The organism is Kineococcus sp. DHX-1, from assembly GCF_042473625.1.
Taxonomy (GTDB): domain Bacteria; phylum Actinomycetota; class Actinomycetes; order Actinomycetales; family Kineococcaceae; genus Kineococcus.
This window is the reverse complement of record NZ_CP170445.1, coordinates 1,046,096-1,064,112: the sequence shown is the minus strand read 5'-3', so window position 1 is coordinate 1,064,112 and position 18,017 is coordinate 1,046,096. Positions and strand designations below refer to the sequence as shown.

The window sequence follows — 18,017 nt, the reverse complement described above, 5'->3', positions numbered from 1 at the left end:
TCCTGTTCCTCCCGCCCCGCGCCGCGGCCGGGCCGGAACGGTGTCCGCCTCAGGCCTCCGCGAGCTGCCGACGTCGCAGGAGCGGCTCGATCCGCGCGTCCCGGCCGCGGAACTCCCGGTAGGCGGCGAGGGGGTCCACGCTGCCCCCGCGCGAGAGCACGGTGGCGCGGAACCGGTCGCCGTTCTCGCGCCGCAGGCCGCCGTTCTCGGCGAACCACTCGACGGTGTCGGCGTCGAGCACCTCGCTCCACACGTAGGAGTAGTAGCCGGCCGCGTACCCGCCGCCGAACACGTGGTGGAAGTAGGTGCTGCGGTAGCGCGGCGGGACGGCGTCCAGCGCGACCCCGGCTTCGGCCAGCGCGGTCGCCTCGAAGCGGCCGACGTCGTCGGGCTCGGCACCGTCGAGGGCGCCGGGCGTCACCCGGTGCCAGGCCATGTCGAGCAGCGCCGCGGCGAGGTACTCGGTCGTGCCGAACCCCTGGCCGTACGCGCGGGCGGCGCGCAACCCCTCGGCCGCGCCCTCGGGCAGGGGTTCGCCCGTGGTGACGTGCCGGGCGTAGCGGGCCAGCACCTCGGGTTCGAAACCCCAGAACTCGTTGACCTGGGACGGGAACTCGACGAAGTCGCGCGGCACGCTCGTCCCGGAGAACCGCGGGAAGTGCACGTCGGACAGCAGGCCGTGCAGCGTGTGCCCGAACTCGTGGAACAGCGTCTCGACCTCGTCGACGGTGAGCAGCGCGGGGTCGCCCGCGGCGGGCTTGGCGACGTTGAGGCAGTTCACGACGACGGGACGCTCCCCGAGCAGCCGGGACTGCTCGACGAAGGAACTCATCCACGCCCCGCCGCGCTTGGACGGCCGGGCGTAGGGGTCGAAGAGGTAGAGCCCGAGCGCGCCCGAGGCGTCGGCCACCTCGAACGCTCGCACGTCGGCCGAGAAGACCGGGACGTCCGTGCGCTCGGTGAACGTCAGGCCGTAGAGGGCGGTGGCCGTGGCGAAGACGCCGTCGACGAGGACGCGCTCGAGCTCGAACCACGGCCGCAGGGCCTCGGTGTCGACGGCGTACCGCTCCCGGCGCAGGCGTTCGGCGTAGTAGGCCCAGTCCCAGGGTTCCAGCGGCCCGTCGTGCCCGTCGGCGTGCAGGAGCTCGGTGAGTTCGGCCGCCTCGGCCCGCGCGTTCGCGACGGCCGCCGGGGCCAGCCGGCGCAGCATCCCGACGGCCGCCTCCACGTCCCCGGCCGTCTCGTCCGCGACGACCCACGAGGCGTGGTCGGCGAACCCGAGCAGCGCCGCCCGCTGCGCGCGCAGCCCGGCGATCCGCAGCAGGGTGGCCCGGGTGTCGTGCGGTCCGCCCCGCCCGCCGCGGCGCACCGACGCCTCGTGGACGCGACGCCGCGTCTCCCTGCGGTGCAACGACTCCAACACCGGCTGTCCCGACGGCAGACCGAGCGGCAGCAGGTAGCCGCCGCGGTCGCCCGCGGCCGCGGCGGCCCGCGCGAGTTCGGCCGGGCCCAGGCCGTCGAGCTCCGCCGCGTCCGTGACGTGCACGGCGAGGTCGTTGGTGTCGGCCAGCAGTTCGACGTCGAAGGCGGTCGTCAGGCGCGACAGCTCCTCGTTCAGCTCCCGCAGCCGGGACTGGCCCGCCTCGTCCAGGAGCGCGCCGGAGCGGGCCGCGTCGCGGTGCAACCGCTCCAGGAGCCGCCGCTGCTCCTCGCCCAGCCCGGCCGGCGGGTCCTCGTGCAGGACGCGCACGCGCTCCACGAGCCGGGGGTCGAGCCGCACCGCGTCGTGGTGGGCGGCGAGCCGGGGGCCCCACTCGGCCTGCACCGCGCGCAGGTCGTCGTCGGCGTCCGTGCCGACGAGGTTGAAGAAGACGGCCTCGGCCCGTCCCAGGAGGCGGCCGGAGGACTCCAGCGCGTCGAGGAACTCGGCGGCCGGCAGCTCGCGCGCGAACAGCGCGTCGAGTTCGTCGCGGTGGGCCTGGACCCCCGCGGCGAACGCGTGGGCGAAGTGCTCCGTGCGGATCCGGTCGAAGGGCGGCACGGCGAAGGGCAGGTCGCTCGGGGCGGCGAAGGGGTTCGACTCCGGCAGGTCCATGGACCGATCCTGCCCCACCCGCCGGCGCGGCAGGGTCGCACCCCGGGAAGGTGAGGCTCACCGTGCTCGCAAGAGATCACGTCCCGTTCACCGCCACGCCACCGGACGGACGGCTCAGGCACCTCACAGCCTTCGTAGCGTCCGACGCGTGCAGGGCCTCCCCGAGGGCCCGCACCACGCCCCCGCCACGCCACCCGGAAGCCCCCCGGAACGCCCCGAGAGGACCCCCGTGACCACGGACGCCTGCCAGCCCACCCTGACCCTGCTGCCGTACTCCCCCGCGGGGCGCAGGAGCCCCATGACCTGCCACTACCGCTGCGCCACGTCCTGCGCCGCACCCGTGCAGAACCGTTCCGGCAACGCCTACTTCGGCGACGTCGTGCGGTCCGCGGTCTCCCGGCGCGGCGTCCTGGCCGGTCTGGTGGGCCTGGGGGTCGCCGGCGCCGCCGTGGGTGGGGCCCGGCCCGCGGCCGCCGCCCCGGGCGGCGGTGACGTGAACCTCCTCGCGGACCCCTTCGACCCCGGTCACGCCGTCGAGTTCGACGTCATCGCCCCGGTGCCGGCCGAGGTCGACTCCTTCGCCGTCCCGGCGGGCTGGACGTGGGCGCCGCTGATCTCCTGGGGCGACCCGATCCTGCCCGGCGCGCCCGAGTTCGACCACGAGCGCCAGAGCGAGGCGGCCCAGCTCGGGCAGTTCGGCTACAACAACGACTACACGACGATCGTCCCGCTGCAGGACCCGAACCGCGCCCTCCTGGTGTGCAACAACGAGTACACCAACGAGGAACTCATGTTCCGCGACTGGGTGGACGCCGACGGCGCGACCGAGGAGCAGCTGCGCACCTCCATCGCCGCGCACGGCATGTCCGTCGTGGAACTGCGTCGCGCCGGTGCGGACCAGCCGTGGGGGTACCTGCGCGAGTCGGCGTTCAACCGCCGCATCACGCCCTGGACCCCGATGGCGTTCACCGGTCCGGCCGCGGGCGCGAAGTCGCTGCGCACGAGTGCGGACCCGCAGGGGCGGACCCCGGTCGGCACGTTCGGGAACTGCGCCGGCGGCACCACCCCGTGGGGCACGGTCCTGTCGGGCGAGGAGAACTTCAACGGGTACTTCTCCTCCCCCGAGACCGAGGGCGGGCAGAGCGACCGCTACAGCGTCTACGGCAGCAGCGGCCGCGGCTGGGAGCGCGTCGACCCGCGGTTCGGCGCGCAGACCGAACCGAACGAGGCGCACCGCTTCGGCTGGATCGTCGAGGTGGACCCGTCGGACCCGACGTCGACCCCGCGCAAGCACACCGCGATGGGTCGCATGAAGCACGAGGGCGCGACGGTGTCCCTCGCGGCGGACGGCCGCGCGGTCGCCTACATGGGCGACGACGAGCGGTTCGAGTACCTCTACAAGTTCGTCTCGAAGAAGGCCTACCGGGAGGGCGACCGGAAGCACAACCTGCGCCTGCTCGAGGACGGCGACCTGTACGTCGCGGTGTTCGAGGGCGACGGGATCGAGGACGAGCGCTACGACGGTCGCGGCCGCTGGGTCGCCCTGACGCGGAACGGGCGCTCGGTCGTGCCGGGCATGTCCGTGGACGAGGTCCTCGTGAACACCCGCGCCGCCGCCGACGTGGTGGGCGCCACGAAGATGGACCGCCCCGAGGACGTCGAACGCAACCCCGTCAACGGCCGCGTCTACGTGGCGTGCACGAACAACACCCAGCGCGGCACGCTCGGGAAGGCCGGCGTCGACGAGGCCAACCCGCGCCCGTTGAACAAGGACGGTCACGTGGTCGAGATCGTCGAGGCCCGCGACGACGCGGCCGCCACGGAGTTCGCCTGGAACCTCGTGCTCGTCTGCGGGGACCCCGAGGACCAGAGCACGTACTTCGGGGGTTTCGACCCCGCGCTGGTCTCGCCGATCTCCTGCCCGGACAACGTGGCGTTCGACACCACCGGCAACCTGTGGATCTCGACCGACGGCAACACGCTGGGGTCCAACGACGGCCTCTTCGAGGTCGTCGTCGACGGCCCCGACCGCGGCCGGGTGCGGCAGTTCCTCTCGGTGCCGACGGGCGCGGAGACCTGCGGGCCGGTCATCGCCGACGACGGCCGGACGGTGTTCGTCGCGGTGCAGCACCCGGGTGAGGTGGACGGCGCGACGATCGACGAGCCGGCGTCCACCTTCCCCTACGACGGCACGGGCCAGCCGCGTCCGTCCGTCGTGCAGGTCCGCAAGGGCTGAACGGAGCGCACCTCAGCCGCCGGGCCGGACCAGCCGCGTCAGCAGCCGGTCCAGCTCGGCGGCCGGGTCGGCCGTCAGCCCGCAGTGCACGGGCGAGGTCTGCAGCACCGTGGACCGGGGTGCCGTGAGCCAGCGGAACCGGGCGCCCTTGGCCTCCGTCGTCGCCGCGCCGGCGCGGGGGTCACCGGCGCACACCCCCTCCAGCGCCACGAGGTGCCGTCGCACCGCGGCCAGGTCCACCCCACCGGGCAGGGCGCGCAGCCGCTCCTCGTCGAGGTGGGTCCCCGCCACGAGGTGCTCGCGGGCGCGGCACCACAGCACCACGCCGGCGTTGAGGAACTCCCCCCGGTCCACGCGCGGCACCACGCGGACGACGGCGTACTCGAACACGTCCAAGGTCGCCTCAGCCACGGGACACCTCCGCCTGGGCGCGGTCGAGGTCGGCGCGCCAGCCGGTGGCGGCGAGCCGGCCGGTGAACCAGTCCAGGTAGGCCTGGCGCACGGCGTCGCCGTCGTCGAACCCCGGTTCGTCGTCCACCCACTCCGGTGGCACGGCGTCGACGGCCGCGGCGAGCACGTCCGGGGTGAGCGCGTCCACGCACGCGGCGTCCACCGCGCCGACGGGTGCCGCCGAGCGCAGCAGCAGGTGGTCCTCGACGTGCCGCAGCGGCCGGTCGACGCTGGCGGCGGCCCGCGCCCAGTCGTGGTGGAAGTACAGGGCAGCGCCGTGGTCGATGAGCCACGGCCGGCCGCCCCACCACAGGGCGTTGGGGTTGCGCCAGGAGCGGTCGACGTTGAGGACGAAGGCGTCGAACCACAGCACCCGCGCCGCCCAGTCCGCCTCGACCGGGTCCACGGCCGGGTCGAAGGACAGCGCGCCGGGGAGGAAGTCCATCCCGAGGTTGGCGCCCGGGGACCGCAGCAGCAGGTCCTGGACCTCCTCGTCGGGTTCGCCCCGCCCGATGACCGGGTCGACGTCGGCGACGACGAGCTCGGGGACGTCGAGGCCGACGGCGCCCGCGAGCGCCGCGGCCAGGACCTCGGCGACGAGCACGCGGCGTCCTTGCCCGGCGCCGTGGAACTTCACGACGTAGGTGCCGTCGTCGTCGGCCTCGCACAGGCCCGGCATGCTCCCGCCCTCGCGCAGCGGGGTGACGTAGCGGGTGGCGGTGACACGGCGCAGGGCACGGCGGAGCACGCCCGCATCCTGCCAGCCGGGGACACCGGCCGCGGGACCAGCGGATCTTCGCAGTTCCCCCCCACGGCTCCGGGCCGGTCCCCAGGACTCTCCCAGCCTGCGCGCGCAGACTGGTCGGGTGAGATCCGCTGGTGCCGTGCCGGAAGCCCGTCTCCTGGTCGTCGACGACGAACCGAGCATCCGTGAGCTGCTGGCCACGAGCCTGCGCTTCGCCGGGTTCGAGGTCGCCTCGGCCGCGGACGGTGCCGAGGCCCTGAAGCTGTCGGAGGACTTCCGTCCGGACCTCGTCGTGCTGGACGTCATGCTGCCCGACCTCGACGGTTTCACGGTGACGCGCAAGCTGCGCGAGCGCGGCCGGGCCATGCCGGTGCTGTTCCTCACCGCCCGCGACGACACCGCCGACAAGGTCGCCGGGCTGACCGTGGGCGGCGACGACTACGTCACCAAGCCGTTCAGCCTCGAGGAGGTCGTGGCCCGCATCCGCGCGGTGCTGCGGCGCACGGGGGCGGCGGCCGGCCCGGACACGGGCCGGCTGGTCTTCCACGACCTGGAGCTGGAGGAGGACTCCCACGAGGTCCGCCGCGGCGGCCGGGAGGTGGAGCTGTCCCCCACCGAGTTCAAGCTGCTGCGCTACCTCATGCTCAACCCGAACCGGGTGCTGTCGAAGGCGCAGATCCTCGACCACGTGTGGGACTACGACTTCAACGGCGAGGCCGGGATCGTGGAGTCCTACATCTCCTACCTGCGCCGCAAGCTCGACACCGAGGGCCTCGAACCGCTGATCCACACCAAGCGGGGCGTGGGCTACGTGCTGCGGGTCCCGCAGTCGGTGGGATGACCCGCGCCGCGGCGCGCCTGCGGTCGGTCCGGGCGCGGATCGCGGCCGCCGAGGACCGGCTGCCGCTGCAGGCCCGGCTGCTCGTCATCGTCGTCGTGCTCCTCTTCATGGCGATGACCCTGACGAGCCTAGTGTCCCTGACGCTGCTGCAGCAGAACCTGCGCAACCAGGTCGACACCGAGCTGCTGGTGCGGGGGAAGGCGACCGCGCAGCAGGCCTTCGCCACCTTCAACCAGGAAGCCGAACGCAACCTCCTGCTCTCGGACTACTACGTCGTCTACACCGGCCTCGACGGGTCCGACCCCTACCCGGTGTGCGCGCGGTCGCAGGACGCCCAGGAGTGCCCGAAGGCGCCGGCGCTGCCGACGTTGACGTCGGCGTACGTGGCGGCGCACGAGGGGCACCCGTTCACCGTCCAGGACTCCGACGACGGCGACCCCTGGCGGGTGCTGGTCTTCCCCGCCCGCGTCGAGGGGACCGACCGCGGGGTGAACATCGCGGTCGCGCTGCCCCTGACGGGGACCACCCGCACGGTGTCGGACTTCCGCACCATCGCCTTCGCCGTCTCCGCCGGCGTGCTCGTGCTGGGGGCGTTCTTCGCGGTCCTGGCGATCCGGCGCAGCTTCCGGCCGCTGGACGACATCGAGCGCACCGCCTCGGCGATCGCGGGCGGTGACCTGTCGCGGCGGGTCCCGGACGCCCCGGCGAGCACCGAGATCGGCCGGCTCTCGACGGCCCTGAACACGATGCTGTCCCAGATCGAGACGTCCTTCCGCGCGCAGGAGCGCTCCGAGGAGCAGATGCGCCGGTTCGTCGCGGACGCCAGCCACGAGCTGCGGACGCCGCTGGCCGCCATCCGCGGGTTCGCCGAGCTGTACCGCCAGGGCGCGGTCCGCGAGCCCGACGACGTGGCGCACGTCATGGGTCGCATCGAGGGCGAGTCGACCCGGCTAGGCCGGCTCGTGGAGGACCTGCTCGCCCTGGCGCGGCTCGACGAGGCCCAGCGGGCCCGCACGGCGCGCCGGGAACCGGTGGACCTCGTGGTGGTGGCCTCCGACGCCGTCCACGACGCCCGGGCGCTCGCCCCCGACCGCACCGTCCGGCTCACGGGTCTGCGCCCGGGCGAGGGGCCGGGCTCGGCCGTGGTCGTCGCCGACGAGGCGGGCATGCGCCAGGTGCTCACCAACCTGCTCGCCAACGCGGTCCACCACACCCCCGCGGGGACGTCCGTCGAGGTGGCGGTCGGCCGGGCGGCCGGCCCGTCGGGTCCGGAGTCGGTCGTGGAGGTGCGCGACCACGGTCCCGGGCTCACCCCCGACCAGGCGGACAAGGTGTTCGAGCGGTTCTACCGCGTCGACTCCTCGCGCCGCCGCGGCACGGGCGGGGGCTCCGGGCTGGGCCTGGCCATCGTCGCGACGATCGTCGACCTGCACGGCGGGACCGTCACCGTGCTGCCCACCGAGGGCGGCGGCGCGACGTTCCGGCTGCGCTTCCGCGCAGCTGCCGAGGACGGGGACCCCGGGGGCGAGGACGAGGTCGAGGCGGGGTCCGACGAGGACGAGACCACCGACCGGATTCACAGCTAGGTTCCAGCCGGCTCCGGGTCCACCTGCAGCGGAGTGCCCGAACCTCGAGGAGTAGACGCACCACTCGAGACGCGACCCGCAGAGGTGAGCAGAGGATGAACGGCCCCCAGCGCCCCATCACCGACGGCACCGGACACCCCACGTCCGGGGCCCTGTCCACCCAGGCCCGCGGCGGCGACGGCCAGGGGTTCGGCGGTTACGGCCGCCCCGACGAGACGGGCGCCACCCAGCCGCAGCAGCCCTGGGACTGGAACAAGGGTCCCTACGGGCAGCAGACCGACCGCTCCTACGGCGGCCACGGCCAGCAGGACCCGTGGGCCACGCCCGGCGGTCCCACCCCTCCCGGCGGTGGCGGTGACGACCACGGCGGGGGTGGCGGCGGTGGCCGTCGCGGCCCGCGCCGCTCCCCCGGCTGGCTCGGCGTCGCCGGGGTCGCGATCGCCAGCGCCCTCGTCGCCAGCGTCGTGACCGTGGGCGCCGTCGGCGCCTTCGGCCAGGACTCCTCGGGCGGGTCCGGCGGCGGGACGACCTCCTCCAGCAGCTCCTCGGGCGCCCCCATCCAGGGTGTCAGCGAGACGACGGTGAACTGGCAGGCCGTCGCCAGCGCGGTCGGGCCGAGCGTCGTCTCGGTCACCGTCACCGGGCAGACCGGCGAGGCGGAGGGGTCCGGCATCGTCTACGACGCCCAGGGCTTCGTCGTCACCAACAACCACGTCGTCTCCGGCCTGGGCCAGGGCGCGAAGATCACGGTGACGTTGAACGACGGCCGGGAGTACCAGGCGACCATCAAGGGCACCGACCCCGCCACCGACCTCGCCGTCATCCAGCTCACGAACCCGCCGAGCGACCTCAAGGCCGCGACGTTCGCCGACTCCGCCGACGTCGTCGCCGGTCAGGCCGTCATGGCCCTGGGCAACCCGCTCGGCCTGTCCGGCAGCGCCACGACGGGCATCGTGTCGGCCATCAACCGGCCGGTCATCACCCAGACCGAGGAGCAGTCGCAGTCCCAGGACCCGTTCGGCCAGTTCGGCGGTCAGCAGCAGCAGCAGACGACGGCCGAGACCGCCGCGACCAACGCCATCCAGACCGACGCCGCCATCAACCCCGGCAACTCCGGCGGCGCGCTCCTGGACTCCTCGGGCAAGGTCATCGGGATCAACTCCTCGATCGCCTCGCTGAGCTCCTCCTCGTCCTCGAGCCAGTCGGGCAGCATCGGCCTCGGCTTCGCGATCCCCTCCAACGAGGTGAAGATGATCGCCGACCAGCTCATCAAGTCCGGCTCGGCGCAGCACGCCTGGCTCGGGGTGAGCATGTCCGAGCAGCCCGCGACCGCCACCGTCGGCGACGTGTCCCGCGAGGGCGCCCAGGTCGCCGACGTGACGAGCGGTTCGCCCGCCGCGCAGGCCGGACTGAAGGCCGGCGACATCATCACCGCCGTCGACGGCGTGAACGTCGACGGCTTCGAGTCGCTCACCGCGACGATCCGCGGCAAGGCCGTGGGCAGCCAGGTGAAGCTCACCGTCGTCCGGGGCGGCGCCGAGCAGACGCTCACGGCGACGCTCACGGCGCGCGCGGAGAACTGACCCGGTCCCCCCACCGGGTCCTCCCGCCGCAGACCCCCGTCCCTCTCCGCAGGGGCGGGGGTCCTCGCGTCCGGGGGATCAGTCCGCGCGCAGCAGCGGGGACCACCACGCGGTCGGCAGCGGACCGTCCGGCACGTCGAGGACGACGACGCCGTCGTGCGCGAGCCGGACACCCGACGCCGACCGGGACCACCGGCGACGGAAGCCGGCGACGGCCGCGGCGTGGGCCGCGGTGAGCACGGGCAGCACGGGCAGGTCGCCGTCGTCCAGGACCAGCCGGCCCCGCACGGTCCGCGCGACGCGGTGCGTGCCGTGCGGTGCGGGGACGCGCCGGGACCGGACGACGTCGACGCGATCGCCCGCGACGACCTCGGTGTGCACGACCTTCTCCCCGCGCCGCTTGGGCGTGCGCAGCCCGGCCGCGCGCACGCGGGCCAGCAGCTCGCGGGTGGTGACCAGCTCGGCTCCCAGTGCGACGGCGTCGGGGACGCGGTCGGCGGGGACGTCGTAGTGGTCGCCCTCGAAGGCGCGGCGCGGGACGCCGAGGCGACGGGCGAAGGCGTGCAGCTCGTCGGAGGAGGTGTCGCTGGCCAGGTGCGACCACCACGTGCCGTGCGCGGGGATGCGCGCTGCGTCGACCAGCACGCTCACGCGCGAGTCGTCCCGGGCTCCACAGGCCGCCGAGCGTCGACCGGGACCCCCTTGCTGTGGATGGTCGCGGGGTCCGTCGGTGCCACCGCCCTACGTTCGTCGGGAACCGGGGAGCCCGGTCCAGGAGCACGCACCGCGGGGGTCCGCGGGGCGAGGGAGGAGTCCATCATGTCCCGGTTCGAGGTCGACAGCGCCCGCGTGGAGCAGGCGAGCACCGCGGTGGCCGCGTCCGCGACCAACCTGGCCACCGAGGTCGACGGCATGATGCGGCACCTGCTCGACCTGGAGTCGTGCTGGAAGGGTCAGGCGGCCAGCGGGTTCCAGGCCTTGTCGGCGCAGTGGCGCGTCACGCAGGACCGCGTGCGCAGCTCGCTGGAGGACATCCAGCGGGCCCTGGCGCAGGCCGGTCGTCAGTACGCCGACGTCGAGTCGGCCAACGCCCGGATGTTCGCCTCCTGAGGGCTCGCCGCCCGGACGGACGTGGGCCCCGCGCCGGGTGGCGCGGGGCCCACGTCGAGGCTGGGCTCGGGGCTCGTCGGTCCGTCCAGGCTCAGGCGGCTCGTGAGAGCGGGGCCTGCGACCCGGGGATGCTCCAGCGCATCTCCAGGTGCGGGCGGCCCGACGCGTCGCGAACCGTCACCCAGTGCACGGCGGGCTTCGCCGTCGCCTGGTTCGCGGCCTTCGTCTTCATGTCGATCATGTGCCACCTCCTGTTCATCTGCAGTTCACCTTAGCGGATGTGAACCACTTCGGAGCAACTCCTGACGCGCTTCACACGATGTGACCAACCGCACACGGGTCGCCCTCCGTGCGGTCGCCCGCTCCGAGCCGACCTACCCTGAGGCCGTGACGACGGTCGACCTCGGTGTCCCCCGGCTGCGGCGGCCCACCGCTGCGGACGGCGCCGTCGACGGTGCCGGGGGCCTGCCCGCCGACCGGCCCGCGACGCCGGCCCTGCTGGACCGGTACGGCCGCACCGCACGCGACCTGCGGGTCTCCCTGACGGACAAGTGCAACCTGCGCTGCCACTACTGCATGCCACCCGAGGGCCTGCCCTGGCTCGAGGGTCCGGCCGTCCTCACCGACGACGAGGTCGTCCGGCTGGTCCGGCTGGCCGTGCGAGACCTCGGTGTCGACGAGGTCCGGTTCACCGGCGGCGAACCGTTGCTGCGTAGAGGACTCGAGGACATCGTCGCGGCGACGACGCGGATGCGGACGGCCGCGGGGGCGCCGGTGCGCACGTCGCTGACCACGAACGGGATCGGGCTCGCCCGCCGGGCCGGGGCCCTCGCTGCGGCCGGCCTCACGCGCGTCAACGTCTCGCTCGACACCCTGCACGCGGACCGCTTCGCCGCCATCACGCGACGGGACCGGCACCACGACGTGCTCGCGGGCCTGGAGGCCGCCGCCGCCGCGGGGCTGGCTCCCGTCAAGGTGAACGCCGTCCTGCTGCGCGGGACGAACGACGACGAGGCCGCGGACCTGCTCCGGTGGGCGCTCGCCGCCGGCTACCGGTTGCGCTTCATCGAGCAGATGCCGTTGGACCCGCACGGGTCCTGGCAGCGGTCGCAGATGGTCACCGCCGACGAGATCCTCACTGCGCTGCAACGGGAGTTCCGCCTCGTCCCCCGTCCGGGCACGGCCCGCGGCGCGGCGCCGGCCGAGACGTGGGACGTCGTGGACGACGACGGGACGCACCTGGGCGACGTGGGCGTCATCGCCTCGGTCACGCGCCCGTTCTGCGGGGACTGCGACCGCACGCGCCTGACGGCCGACGGCCAGGTGCGCACCTGCCTGTTCTCCACGACGGAGACCGACCTGCGCGACGCCCTGCGCTCCGGCGCCGACGACGCGGCGATCGGGAACCTGTGGCGCACCGCGATGTGGGGCAAGCTGCCCGGCCACGACATCGACGACCCGGACTTCCTGCACCCCACCCGCCCGATGAGCGCGATCGGCGGTTGAGGGTGAGCGACGCGAGGGCCGACAGGAAGGTGAACAGCAGGTGAACGAGGCGGAGACGCTGGACGTGCGCTGGTTCGCAGGAGCCGCAGCTGCCGCGGGGCGGGAGGAGGAGCGGGTCCCCGTCCCCGACGGCGGCACGCTCGGCGACCTCGTCCGGGCCCTCGGCGCTCGCGGTCCCGCGCTCGCCCGCGTGCTGGCGGCCAGCAGCTTCCTCGTCGACGGCGTCGCCGCCCGCGCCGAGGACCGCCTCGCGCCGGGCACGACCCTCGACGTCCTGCCGCCCTTCGCGGGCGGCTGAGGCTCAGCGCCCCGCGAGCCGGGCGGTCGAGGACACCAGGTGCACGCGCATGGCGGCCCGGGCGGTCTCGGCGTCGCCCCGCTGGACCGCGAGCACGACGGCCGCGTGCTCGGCGACGACCTCCTGCGCCCGAGGCGCCCCGGTGCGCAACCGGGCCGAGGGCATGGCGATCATCGGTTCGCCCAGCGTGCCGAGCAGCTCGCGCAGGTACCTGTTGCCCGACGCGGTCGCCACGGCGAGGTGGAAGGCGAAGTCCGCCGCGACGGCGTCGGCCGGACGGTCCGCCGCCCGGGCGAACGCGTCCGCGGCCCGGCGCACCGCGGCGAGCTGGTCGTCGTCGCGGCGCAGCGCCGCCAGCGCGGCGGCCTCCGTCTCCACGGCCGTGCGGAACTCCAGGAGCTCGACCCGTTCGGCCACCGAGCGCAACCCGCCGACGTCGACGCCGAAGGACTCGGTGCTGGGCCGGGCCAGCACGAACGACCCGCGCCCTCGCAGGGTCTCCACCAGTCCCGCGGCCTGCAGCCGGGACATCGCCTCGCGCACCACCGTGCGGGACACCCCGAACTCGGCGACGAGCTCGCTCTCGGACGGCACCGGCCGTCCCGGGGCGAGGTCGCCGTCGACGATCCGGGCGCGCAGCGCGTCGACGAGGGCCTGCGTGCGCGTGGTCACCTGCGGCTCACCGGGTCCCGAACTCCACCCGCTCGGTGGTCCACGCCCGCGCCTGCTCGCTGAAGGTGAACCCGAGACCGGGGCGGTCCGGCACGACCATGCGGCCGCCGACCGTCTCCAGACGCTCCTCGAACAGGGGGTCCAACCACTCGAAGTGCTCGACCCACGGTTCGCGCGGGTAGGTCGCCGCGAGGTGCAGGTGGATCTCCATGGCGAAGTGGGGGGCGAGGTCGAGCCCGGCCTGGTCGGCGAGCGCCGCCAGCCGCAGGAACGGGGTGATGCCGCCGATGCGGGGCGCGTCGGGCTGCAGGACGTCGGCCGAGCGGTGCTCGACCAGGCTCAGGTGCTCGGCCACGCTCGCGAGCATCTCCCCCGTCGCGACGGGGGTGTCCAGGGCGCGGGCGAGGTCGGCGTGCCCGACGGCGTCGTAGGCGTCGAGGGGTTCCTCGATCCAGACGAGGTCGAACTCCTCCAGGGCCCGGCCCATGCGCAGCGCGGTCCGCCGGTCCCACTGCTGGTTGGCGTCGACCATGAGCGGGACGTCGGGTCCGAGGTGCTCGCGGACGGCGGCGACCCGGCGCAGGTCCTCGCGCGTGTCCGGCTGCCCCACCTTGACCTTGATGCCACCGATGCCGGCGGCCAGCGAGGCGTCGGCGCGCTCGAGCACCTCCGGCAGCGGGGCGTGCAGGAACCCGCCGGAGGTGTTGTAGGTGCGCACGGAGTCGCGGTGGGAGCCGAGCAGCTTGGACAGGGGCAGCCCGGCGCGCCGGGCCTTGAGGTCGTGCAGCGCGATGTCGAGCGCCGCGATGGCCTGCGTCGCGACGCCGCTGCGCCCGACCGAGGCCCCGGCCCACAGCAGCTTCGTCGTGACCTTGGCGATGTCGTTGGGGTCCTCCCCCAGCAGGTCGGCCGCGACCTCCCGGGCGTGCGCGTACTGGGCGGGACCGCCGGCGCGCTTGGAGTAGCTGAACCCCGTCCCCTCGTGGCCGTCCTCCGTGCGCACCGCGGCGACGAGGACGACGACCTCGGTCATGGGCCGCTGCCGGCCGGTGAGGACCTTGGCGTCGCTGATCGGCTGCGCGAGAGGCAGTCTCAGCGTGGACAGTTCGACGTGCCGGATGCGGTCGGGCACCGGGACCTCCGGGGTGGGACGGGTGGACCCACTCATCGTACAAGTGAGTCCTCTTGTCCTACGAGAAGGGCGCGGGGTGGAACGTGCCGTTGCGGCGCCGGAACTCGCTCGCGGTGTCCGGCCACAGCAGCGTGAGCCGGCCGCTGCGCGCGTCGACGTACCAGCTCGAGCACCCGCCCCGCAGCCACACCGAGTCGGCCGCCATCGCGTCGACCTCCTCGGTGTAGCGGCGCTGGGCGGGCAGGCTCACCTCCAGCGGCCGCGCCGTCGCCGCGAGGTGGTCCAGCGCCCCGAGCAGGTAGCCGATCTGGCTCTCGATGACGTGGACGGCGGAGTTGTGCCCCAGGCTCGCGTTCGGCCCGTCGAGGACGAACAGGTTCGGGAACCCGTGCACGACCGTCGAGGCGTGCGAGACCATCCCGCCCTCCCACGCCTGCGCGAGCGTGCGCCCGTCCCGGCCGGTGACCCGGGCCGCGTAGGGCTGCACGGTGGAGTGGAAACCCGTCGCGAGCACGAGCACGTCGAGGGCGTGCCGCCGGCCGTCCGCCGTCGTCACCGACCCGGGCTCGACCGACCGCACGGCCGAGGGCACGAGGCGCACGTCGGGGCGGGTCAGCGCGGGGTAGAACTCGTCGGAGAGCAGGACGCGCTTGCAGCCGATCTCGTAGTCCGGGGTCAGCGCAGCCCGCAACCGGGGATCGGCCACCTGCGCCCGCAGGTGGTCCGACGCCCTGCGGCGCAACGCGGCCAGCGCACCGGGGTCGAGTCGGCGGGCGGCCAGCCCGCGTTCCATCTCGGCGAAGGTGTCCTCCCGCAGCCGCCGGGCCGTCTCCGGCTCGCGGGCGAAACCGGCCCGTTCGGCCGCGCTGAACGGGCGGTCCCCGCGCGGGACGATCCACGCGGCGCTGCGCTGGAACACGTCGACGTGGGCGGCACGGCCGGCGAGTTCCGGCACGACCTGGACCGCCGAGGCGCCCGTCCCGACCACCCCGACGCGGCAGCCGGCGAGGTCGAGCGCGTGGTCCCACCGGGACGTGTGGACGACGGGACCGCCGAACTCCCCCAGCCCGGGCACGTCGGGGATCCGCGGTGCGGTGAGCCGGCCGGCGGCCAGGACGAGGACGCGTGCCTGCACCGGGCCGGTGGACGTCGTCAGCGACCAGAGCTCTCCGCGCGCGTCCCACACCGCGTCCAGCACCTCGCACCCCAGGCGCAGGTGGTCGGCCACCTCGCGAGCGCACTCGCGCAGGTACTCCTGCACCTCGGCCCCGGGCGCGAACACGCGCGTCCACCCGGGGTCGGGGGCGAAGGAGAACGAGTACAGGTGCGACGGCACGTCGCACGCGACGCCCGGGTAGGTGTTGTCGCGCCAGGTGCCGCCCACGTCGTCGGCTCGTTCCAGGACGACGAAGCTCTCCCGGCCCCGGCGCGCCAGCTGGATGGCTGTGCCGAGGCCGGCGAACCCCGCACCGACGACCGCCACGTCCAGCACGGGAGCCTCGGGCGTCACGCCGGCGCGGGTTCGCCGTAGCGGGTGGTGCGCTGCCGCAGCGGCCGACCCACCCGTCCCGCGAGCGCCTCCGCGGCCTCGTGCGTCAGCGTCGTCCCGGCCTCCTGGCCCGCGGCCGGGTCGAGCGTCCCGTCGAGGAGCAGGCCACCGAGGTCGTCGGCGCCCCCGCGCAGCAGGTCCGCGACGAGGCCGGCCGGGTGCTTGGGCCAGGCGGCCTGGACGTGCTCGACGGCGCCGTCGAGCAGCAACCGGGCGACGGCGTGCAGCGCGCGGGTCGCCCGCGCCGACGGTGGCGAGGTCGGCGAGGGCATGGCGATGAACTCGGTGATGCCGCCCGTGCTCGCGCCGAGGTCGGCCAGCAGCCGCAGGTGCGCCACCTGCTGCGCGGGCGTCTCCGGACCTCCGTGGACGAGCGTGGACGTCGACGTCAGCCCGACCTCGTGCGCCGTGCGCAGCACCTCGACCCAGGTGGTCACCGGCAGGTCGGAGACCCCGCCGTTGAGCTCGGCGCGGACGGCGTCGTCCAGGACCCTGGCCGCCGTGCCGGGCACCGACCCGAGCCCGGCGTCGCGCGCGGCCACCAGGAACTCCCGGGGCGTGGACCCGCGCCGGGCGGCCGCCTCGAGGACCTCCGGGACGCGGAAGGCGTGCAGGTGCACGCCCGTCGGACCGGCGCCGGCGGTCACGGCCCGCACGAGGTCCAGGTAGCCGTCGGGCCCGGCCTGCGCGGGCACCGGCCCCTGGACGCAGACCTCGGTCGCCCCCAGCTGCACCGCCTCGGCGACGAGCTCGCGGACGTGGGCGGGGTCGGCGCCGACGCGGGTGCCGTCGAGGTTGCGGTTGACGACGAACGTGACGGCGTCGCCGACCCGGCGGCGGCGCAGGTCGTCGGCGAGCGCGGCCAGGACCTCGAGGTCCTCGCCGTCAGCCCCCAGGAGGGCCACCGCCTGCTCGTCGGTGAGGGCACCGGGCGAGGAGGACGCCGCGGCGAGGGCCTGCTGGAGGAGCGGGTCTGGCACCGCCCGAGGCTAACCCTCAGGGGCAGGCGACCCACTCGGAGGTGCCGTCGGCGAAGTGCTGGTGCTTCCACACGGGCAGCCGGTCCTTCACCTCGTCGACGAGCCGTGCGCACGCGGCGAACGCCTCCCCGCGGTGGGCGGCCGAGACCGCGACGGCGAACGCCACGTCCCCGACCGCCAGGTGCCCGACGCGGTGCCCGACGGCGACGGCGTCCACCTCGCAGCCGGCGACGACCTCGGCGACGACGTCGCGCAGGACGTCGGGGGCGCTGGGGTGGCCCACGTACTCCAGCTCGCGCACCGACCGGCCGTGGTCGTGGTCCCGCACGACGCCCGCGAAGGTGACGACGGCGCCGGCGGCGGCGTCCCCGACGAGGGCGGCGTGCTCGGCGACGTCGAGCGGCTCGGCTCCCACGGTGGTCCGCACGACGCGGCGGGCGGGCGCGGTGAGGCGGGTGGGTACGTGCACGCCGTCAGGGTAGGTCCCGTCCGGGGCAGGTGTTCCGGAAGTCCGGACCGTGGGAGAGGATCGCCCGGTGACGCACGTGAGCGGCTGGCGGGTCGTCGTCCCCGTCAAGGGCGGCGACGAGGCGAAGACGCGGCTGGCGCTGCCGCGCCGGCAGCGCCAGGAGCTGGCGCTGGCGATGGCGCTGGACTGCCTGACGGTGTGCCGCGACACCCCCGGGGTGGCTCTGGTCGTGTGCGTGAGCGACGACCCCGACGTGCTCCGGGCCGCGCGTGCCGCCGGGGTCGGCACCGTCAGCCCCGGACGGCCGGGGCTGTCCGTCGCCGTCGCCGCGGGACTGGCCAGCCTCGAACGCGGCCCGACGGCCGTGCTGCTCGGTGACCTGCCCGCCCTGCGGTCGCAGGACCTGCAGCAGGCGCTGGCCCGGGCGCTGACGGTTCCCGGTCCCGCGCTGGTCGCCGACGCGGCGGGGTCGGGCAGCGTCCTGCTCACCGACCCCGACGGCGACGTGCCGCACCACTTCGGGCCGGACTCGGCCCGTCGCCACGTCGAGGCCGGGGCGGTCGCGCTGGGCGACCCGCTGCCGTCGCTGCGCCGCGACGTCGACACCGTCGCGGACCTGCGCGCGGCCCTCGCCCTGGGCGTCGGCCCGCACACGTGCGCGGCCCTGGCCCACGACCTGCCAGACCTCGCCACGACCGACCTTCCGGCGGGCTGCGCCGGACCCCGCCGCTGAGAGCTGGAGACACCACACCTCGTGAGCGCCAC

At 74.9% G+C, this 18,017-nt stretch carries 18 protein-coding genes; 8 read left to right on the top strand and 10 right to left on the bottom strand.

What is annotated here, in order from left to right; all coding sequences use genetic code 11:
* Window positions 1-49: 49 nt before the first annotated feature.
* On the bottom strand, window positions 50-2,095 hold the full coding sequence (locus ACFEMC_RS05205; protein ID WP_380174254.1) for a M3 family metallopeptidase: 2,046 nt from the start codon (window positions 2,093-2,095) through the stop codon (window positions 50-52).
* Window positions 2,096-2,393: 298 nt separating this feature from the next.
* Here ACFEMC_RS05205 and ACFEMC_RS05200 point away from each other — a divergent pair, with 298 nt between their 5' ends.
* Complete coding sequence (locus ACFEMC_RS05200) at window positions 2,394-4,331, top strand: PhoX family protein (RefSeq protein ID WP_380176610.1); 1,938 nt, start codon at window positions 2,394-2,396, stop codon at window positions 4,329-4,331.
* Between the two features lie 12 nt (window positions 4,332-4,343).
* Here ACFEMC_RS05200 and ACFEMC_RS05195 read toward each other — a convergent pair whose 3' ends face one another.
* Both ACFEMC_RS05195 and ACFEMC_RS05190 read right to left on the bottom strand, forming a co-directional pair.
* Window positions 4,344-4,742: a DUF3037 domain-containing protein gene (locus ACFEMC_RS05195; RefSeq protein ID WP_380174252.1), complete on the bottom strand. Its 399-nt coding sequence runs from the start codon at window positions 4,740-4,742 to the stop codon at window positions 4,344-4,346.
* Window positions 4,735-5,529 carry a HipA family kinase gene (locus ACFEMC_RS05190; RefSeq protein ID WP_380174250.1) on the bottom strand — a complete coding sequence of 265 codons (795 nt, stop codon included), beginning with the start codon at window positions 5,527-5,529 and terminating at the stop codon, window positions 4,735-4,737. Before ACFEMC_RS05190 ends, ACFEMC_RS05195 begins: the two co-directional genes overlap by 8 nt.
* A gap of 136 nt (window positions 5,530-5,665) precedes the next feature.
* Here ACFEMC_RS05190 and ACFEMC_RS05185 point away from each other — a divergent pair, with 136 nt between their 5' ends.
* From ACFEMC_RS05185 to ACFEMC_RS05175, 3 genes are all read left to right on the top strand, one after another.
* Complete coding sequence (locus ACFEMC_RS05185) at window positions 5,666-6,367, top strand: response regulator transcription factor (RefSeq protein WP_380174248.1); 702 nt, start codon at window positions 5,666-5,668, stop codon at window positions 6,365-6,367.
* Window positions 6,364-7,953 (top strand): sensor histidine kinase, encoded by a 1,590-nt coding sequence (locus tag ACFEMC_RS05180; protein WP_380174246.1) that lies wholly within the window; start codon window positions 6,364-6,366, stop codon window positions 7,951-7,953. Before ACFEMC_RS05185 ends, ACFEMC_RS05180 begins: the two co-directional genes overlap by 4 nt.
* A 95-nt stretch (window positions 7,954-8,048) precedes the next feature.
* Window positions 8,049-9,536, top strand: a complete 1,488-nt coding sequence (locus ACFEMC_RS05175; protein ID WP_380174244.1) for a S1C family serine protease — start codon at window positions 8,049-8,051, stop codon at window positions 9,534-9,536.
* A 78-nt stretch (window positions 9,537-9,614) separates the two neighbouring features.
* Here ACFEMC_RS05175 and ACFEMC_RS05170 read toward each other — a convergent pair whose 3' ends face one another.
* Window positions 9,615-10,187 carry a DUF4031 domain-containing protein gene (locus ACFEMC_RS05170; protein WP_380174242.1) on the bottom strand — a complete coding sequence of 191 codons (573 nt, stop codon included), beginning with the start codon at window positions 10,185-10,187 and terminating at the stop codon, window positions 9,615-9,617.
* 168 nt (window positions 10,188-10,355) lie between these two features.
* Here ACFEMC_RS05170 and ACFEMC_RS05165 point away from each other — a divergent pair, with 168 nt between their 5' ends.
* Entirely contained in the window at window positions 10,356-10,646 is a 291-nt protein-coding gene (locus ACFEMC_RS05165; RefSeq protein WP_380174240.1) for a WXG100 family type VII secretion target, read from the top strand.
* A 91-nt stretch (window positions 10,647-10,737) separates the two neighbouring features.
* Here ACFEMC_RS05165 and ACFEMC_RS05160 read toward each other — a convergent pair whose 3' ends face one another.
* The gene (locus ACFEMC_RS05160) at window positions 10,738-10,887 is read right to left on the bottom strand and encodes a hypothetical protein (RefSeq protein ID WP_380174238.1); all 150 of its coding nucleotides are present in this window, start codon (window positions 10,885-10,887) and stop codon (window positions 10,738-10,740) included.
* 224 nt (window positions 10,888-11,111) lie between these two features.
* On the opposite strand from ACFEMC_RS05160, the gene moaA reads away from it, so the two are divergent.
* The gene (moaA, locus tag ACFEMC_RS05155; protein ID WP_380176608.1) at window positions 11,112-12,152 is read left to right on the top strand and encodes a GTP 3',8-cyclase MoaA; all 1,041 of its coding nucleotides are present in this window, start codon (window positions 11,112-11,114) and stop codon (window positions 12,150-12,152) included.
* A 40-nt stretch (window positions 12,153-12,192) separates the two neighbouring features.
* Complete coding sequence (locus ACFEMC_RS05150) at window positions 12,193-12,450, top strand: MoaD/ThiS family protein (protein ID WP_380174236.1); 258 nt, start codon at window positions 12,193-12,195, stop codon at window positions 12,448-12,450.
* A gap of 3 nt (window positions 12,451-12,453) precedes the next feature.
* Here ACFEMC_RS05150 and ACFEMC_RS05145 read toward each other — a convergent pair whose 3' ends face one another.
* The 5 genes from ACFEMC_RS05145 to ACFEMC_RS05125 are packed head-to-tail and all read right to left on the bottom strand — an operon-like array spanning window position 12,454 to window position 17,252.
* Window positions 12,454-13,122, bottom strand: a complete 669-nt coding sequence (locus ACFEMC_RS05145; protein WP_380174234.1) for a FadR/GntR family transcriptional regulator — start codon at window positions 13,120-13,122, stop codon at window positions 12,454-12,456.
* Window positions 13,123-13,129: 7 nt separating this feature from the next.
* Window positions 13,130-14,290: a mandelate racemase/muconate lactonizing enzyme family protein gene (locus ACFEMC_RS05140; protein ID WP_380174232.1), complete on the bottom strand. Its 1,161-nt coding sequence runs from the start codon at window positions 14,288-14,290 to the stop codon at window positions 13,130-13,132.
* A 22-nt stretch (window positions 14,291-14,312) separates the two neighbouring features.
* On the bottom strand, window positions 14,313-15,764 hold the full coding sequence (locus ACFEMC_RS05135) for a flavin-containing monooxygenase (RefSeq protein WP_380174230.1): 1,452 nt from the start codon (window positions 15,762-15,764) through the stop codon (window positions 14,313-14,315).
* On the bottom strand, window positions 15,761-16,783 hold the full coding sequence (locus ACFEMC_RS05130) for an FO synthase (protein ID WP_380174228.1): 1,023 nt from the start codon (window positions 16,781-16,783) through the stop codon (window positions 15,761-15,763). The genes ACFEMC_RS05135 and ACFEMC_RS05130 overlap by 4 nt, the downstream gene beginning before the upstream one ends.
* A 16-nt stretch (window positions 16,784-16,799) precedes the next feature.
* Window positions 16,800-17,252, bottom strand: a complete 453-nt coding sequence (locus tag ACFEMC_RS05125) for a molybdenum cofactor biosynthesis protein MoaE (protein ID WP_380174226.1) — start codon at window positions 17,250-17,252, stop codon at window positions 16,800-16,802.
* 67 nt (window positions 17,253-17,319) lie between these two features.
* Between ACFEMC_RS05125 and cofC the strand changes: the two genes are divergently transcribed.
* Window positions 17,320-17,985 carry a 2-phospho-L-lactate guanylyltransferase gene (gene cofC / locus ACFEMC_RS05120; RefSeq protein ID WP_380174224.1) on the top strand — a complete coding sequence of 222 codons (666 nt, stop codon included), beginning with the start codon at window positions 17,320-17,322 and terminating at the stop codon, window positions 17,983-17,985.
* Window positions 17,986-18,017: the final 32 nt, after the last annotated feature.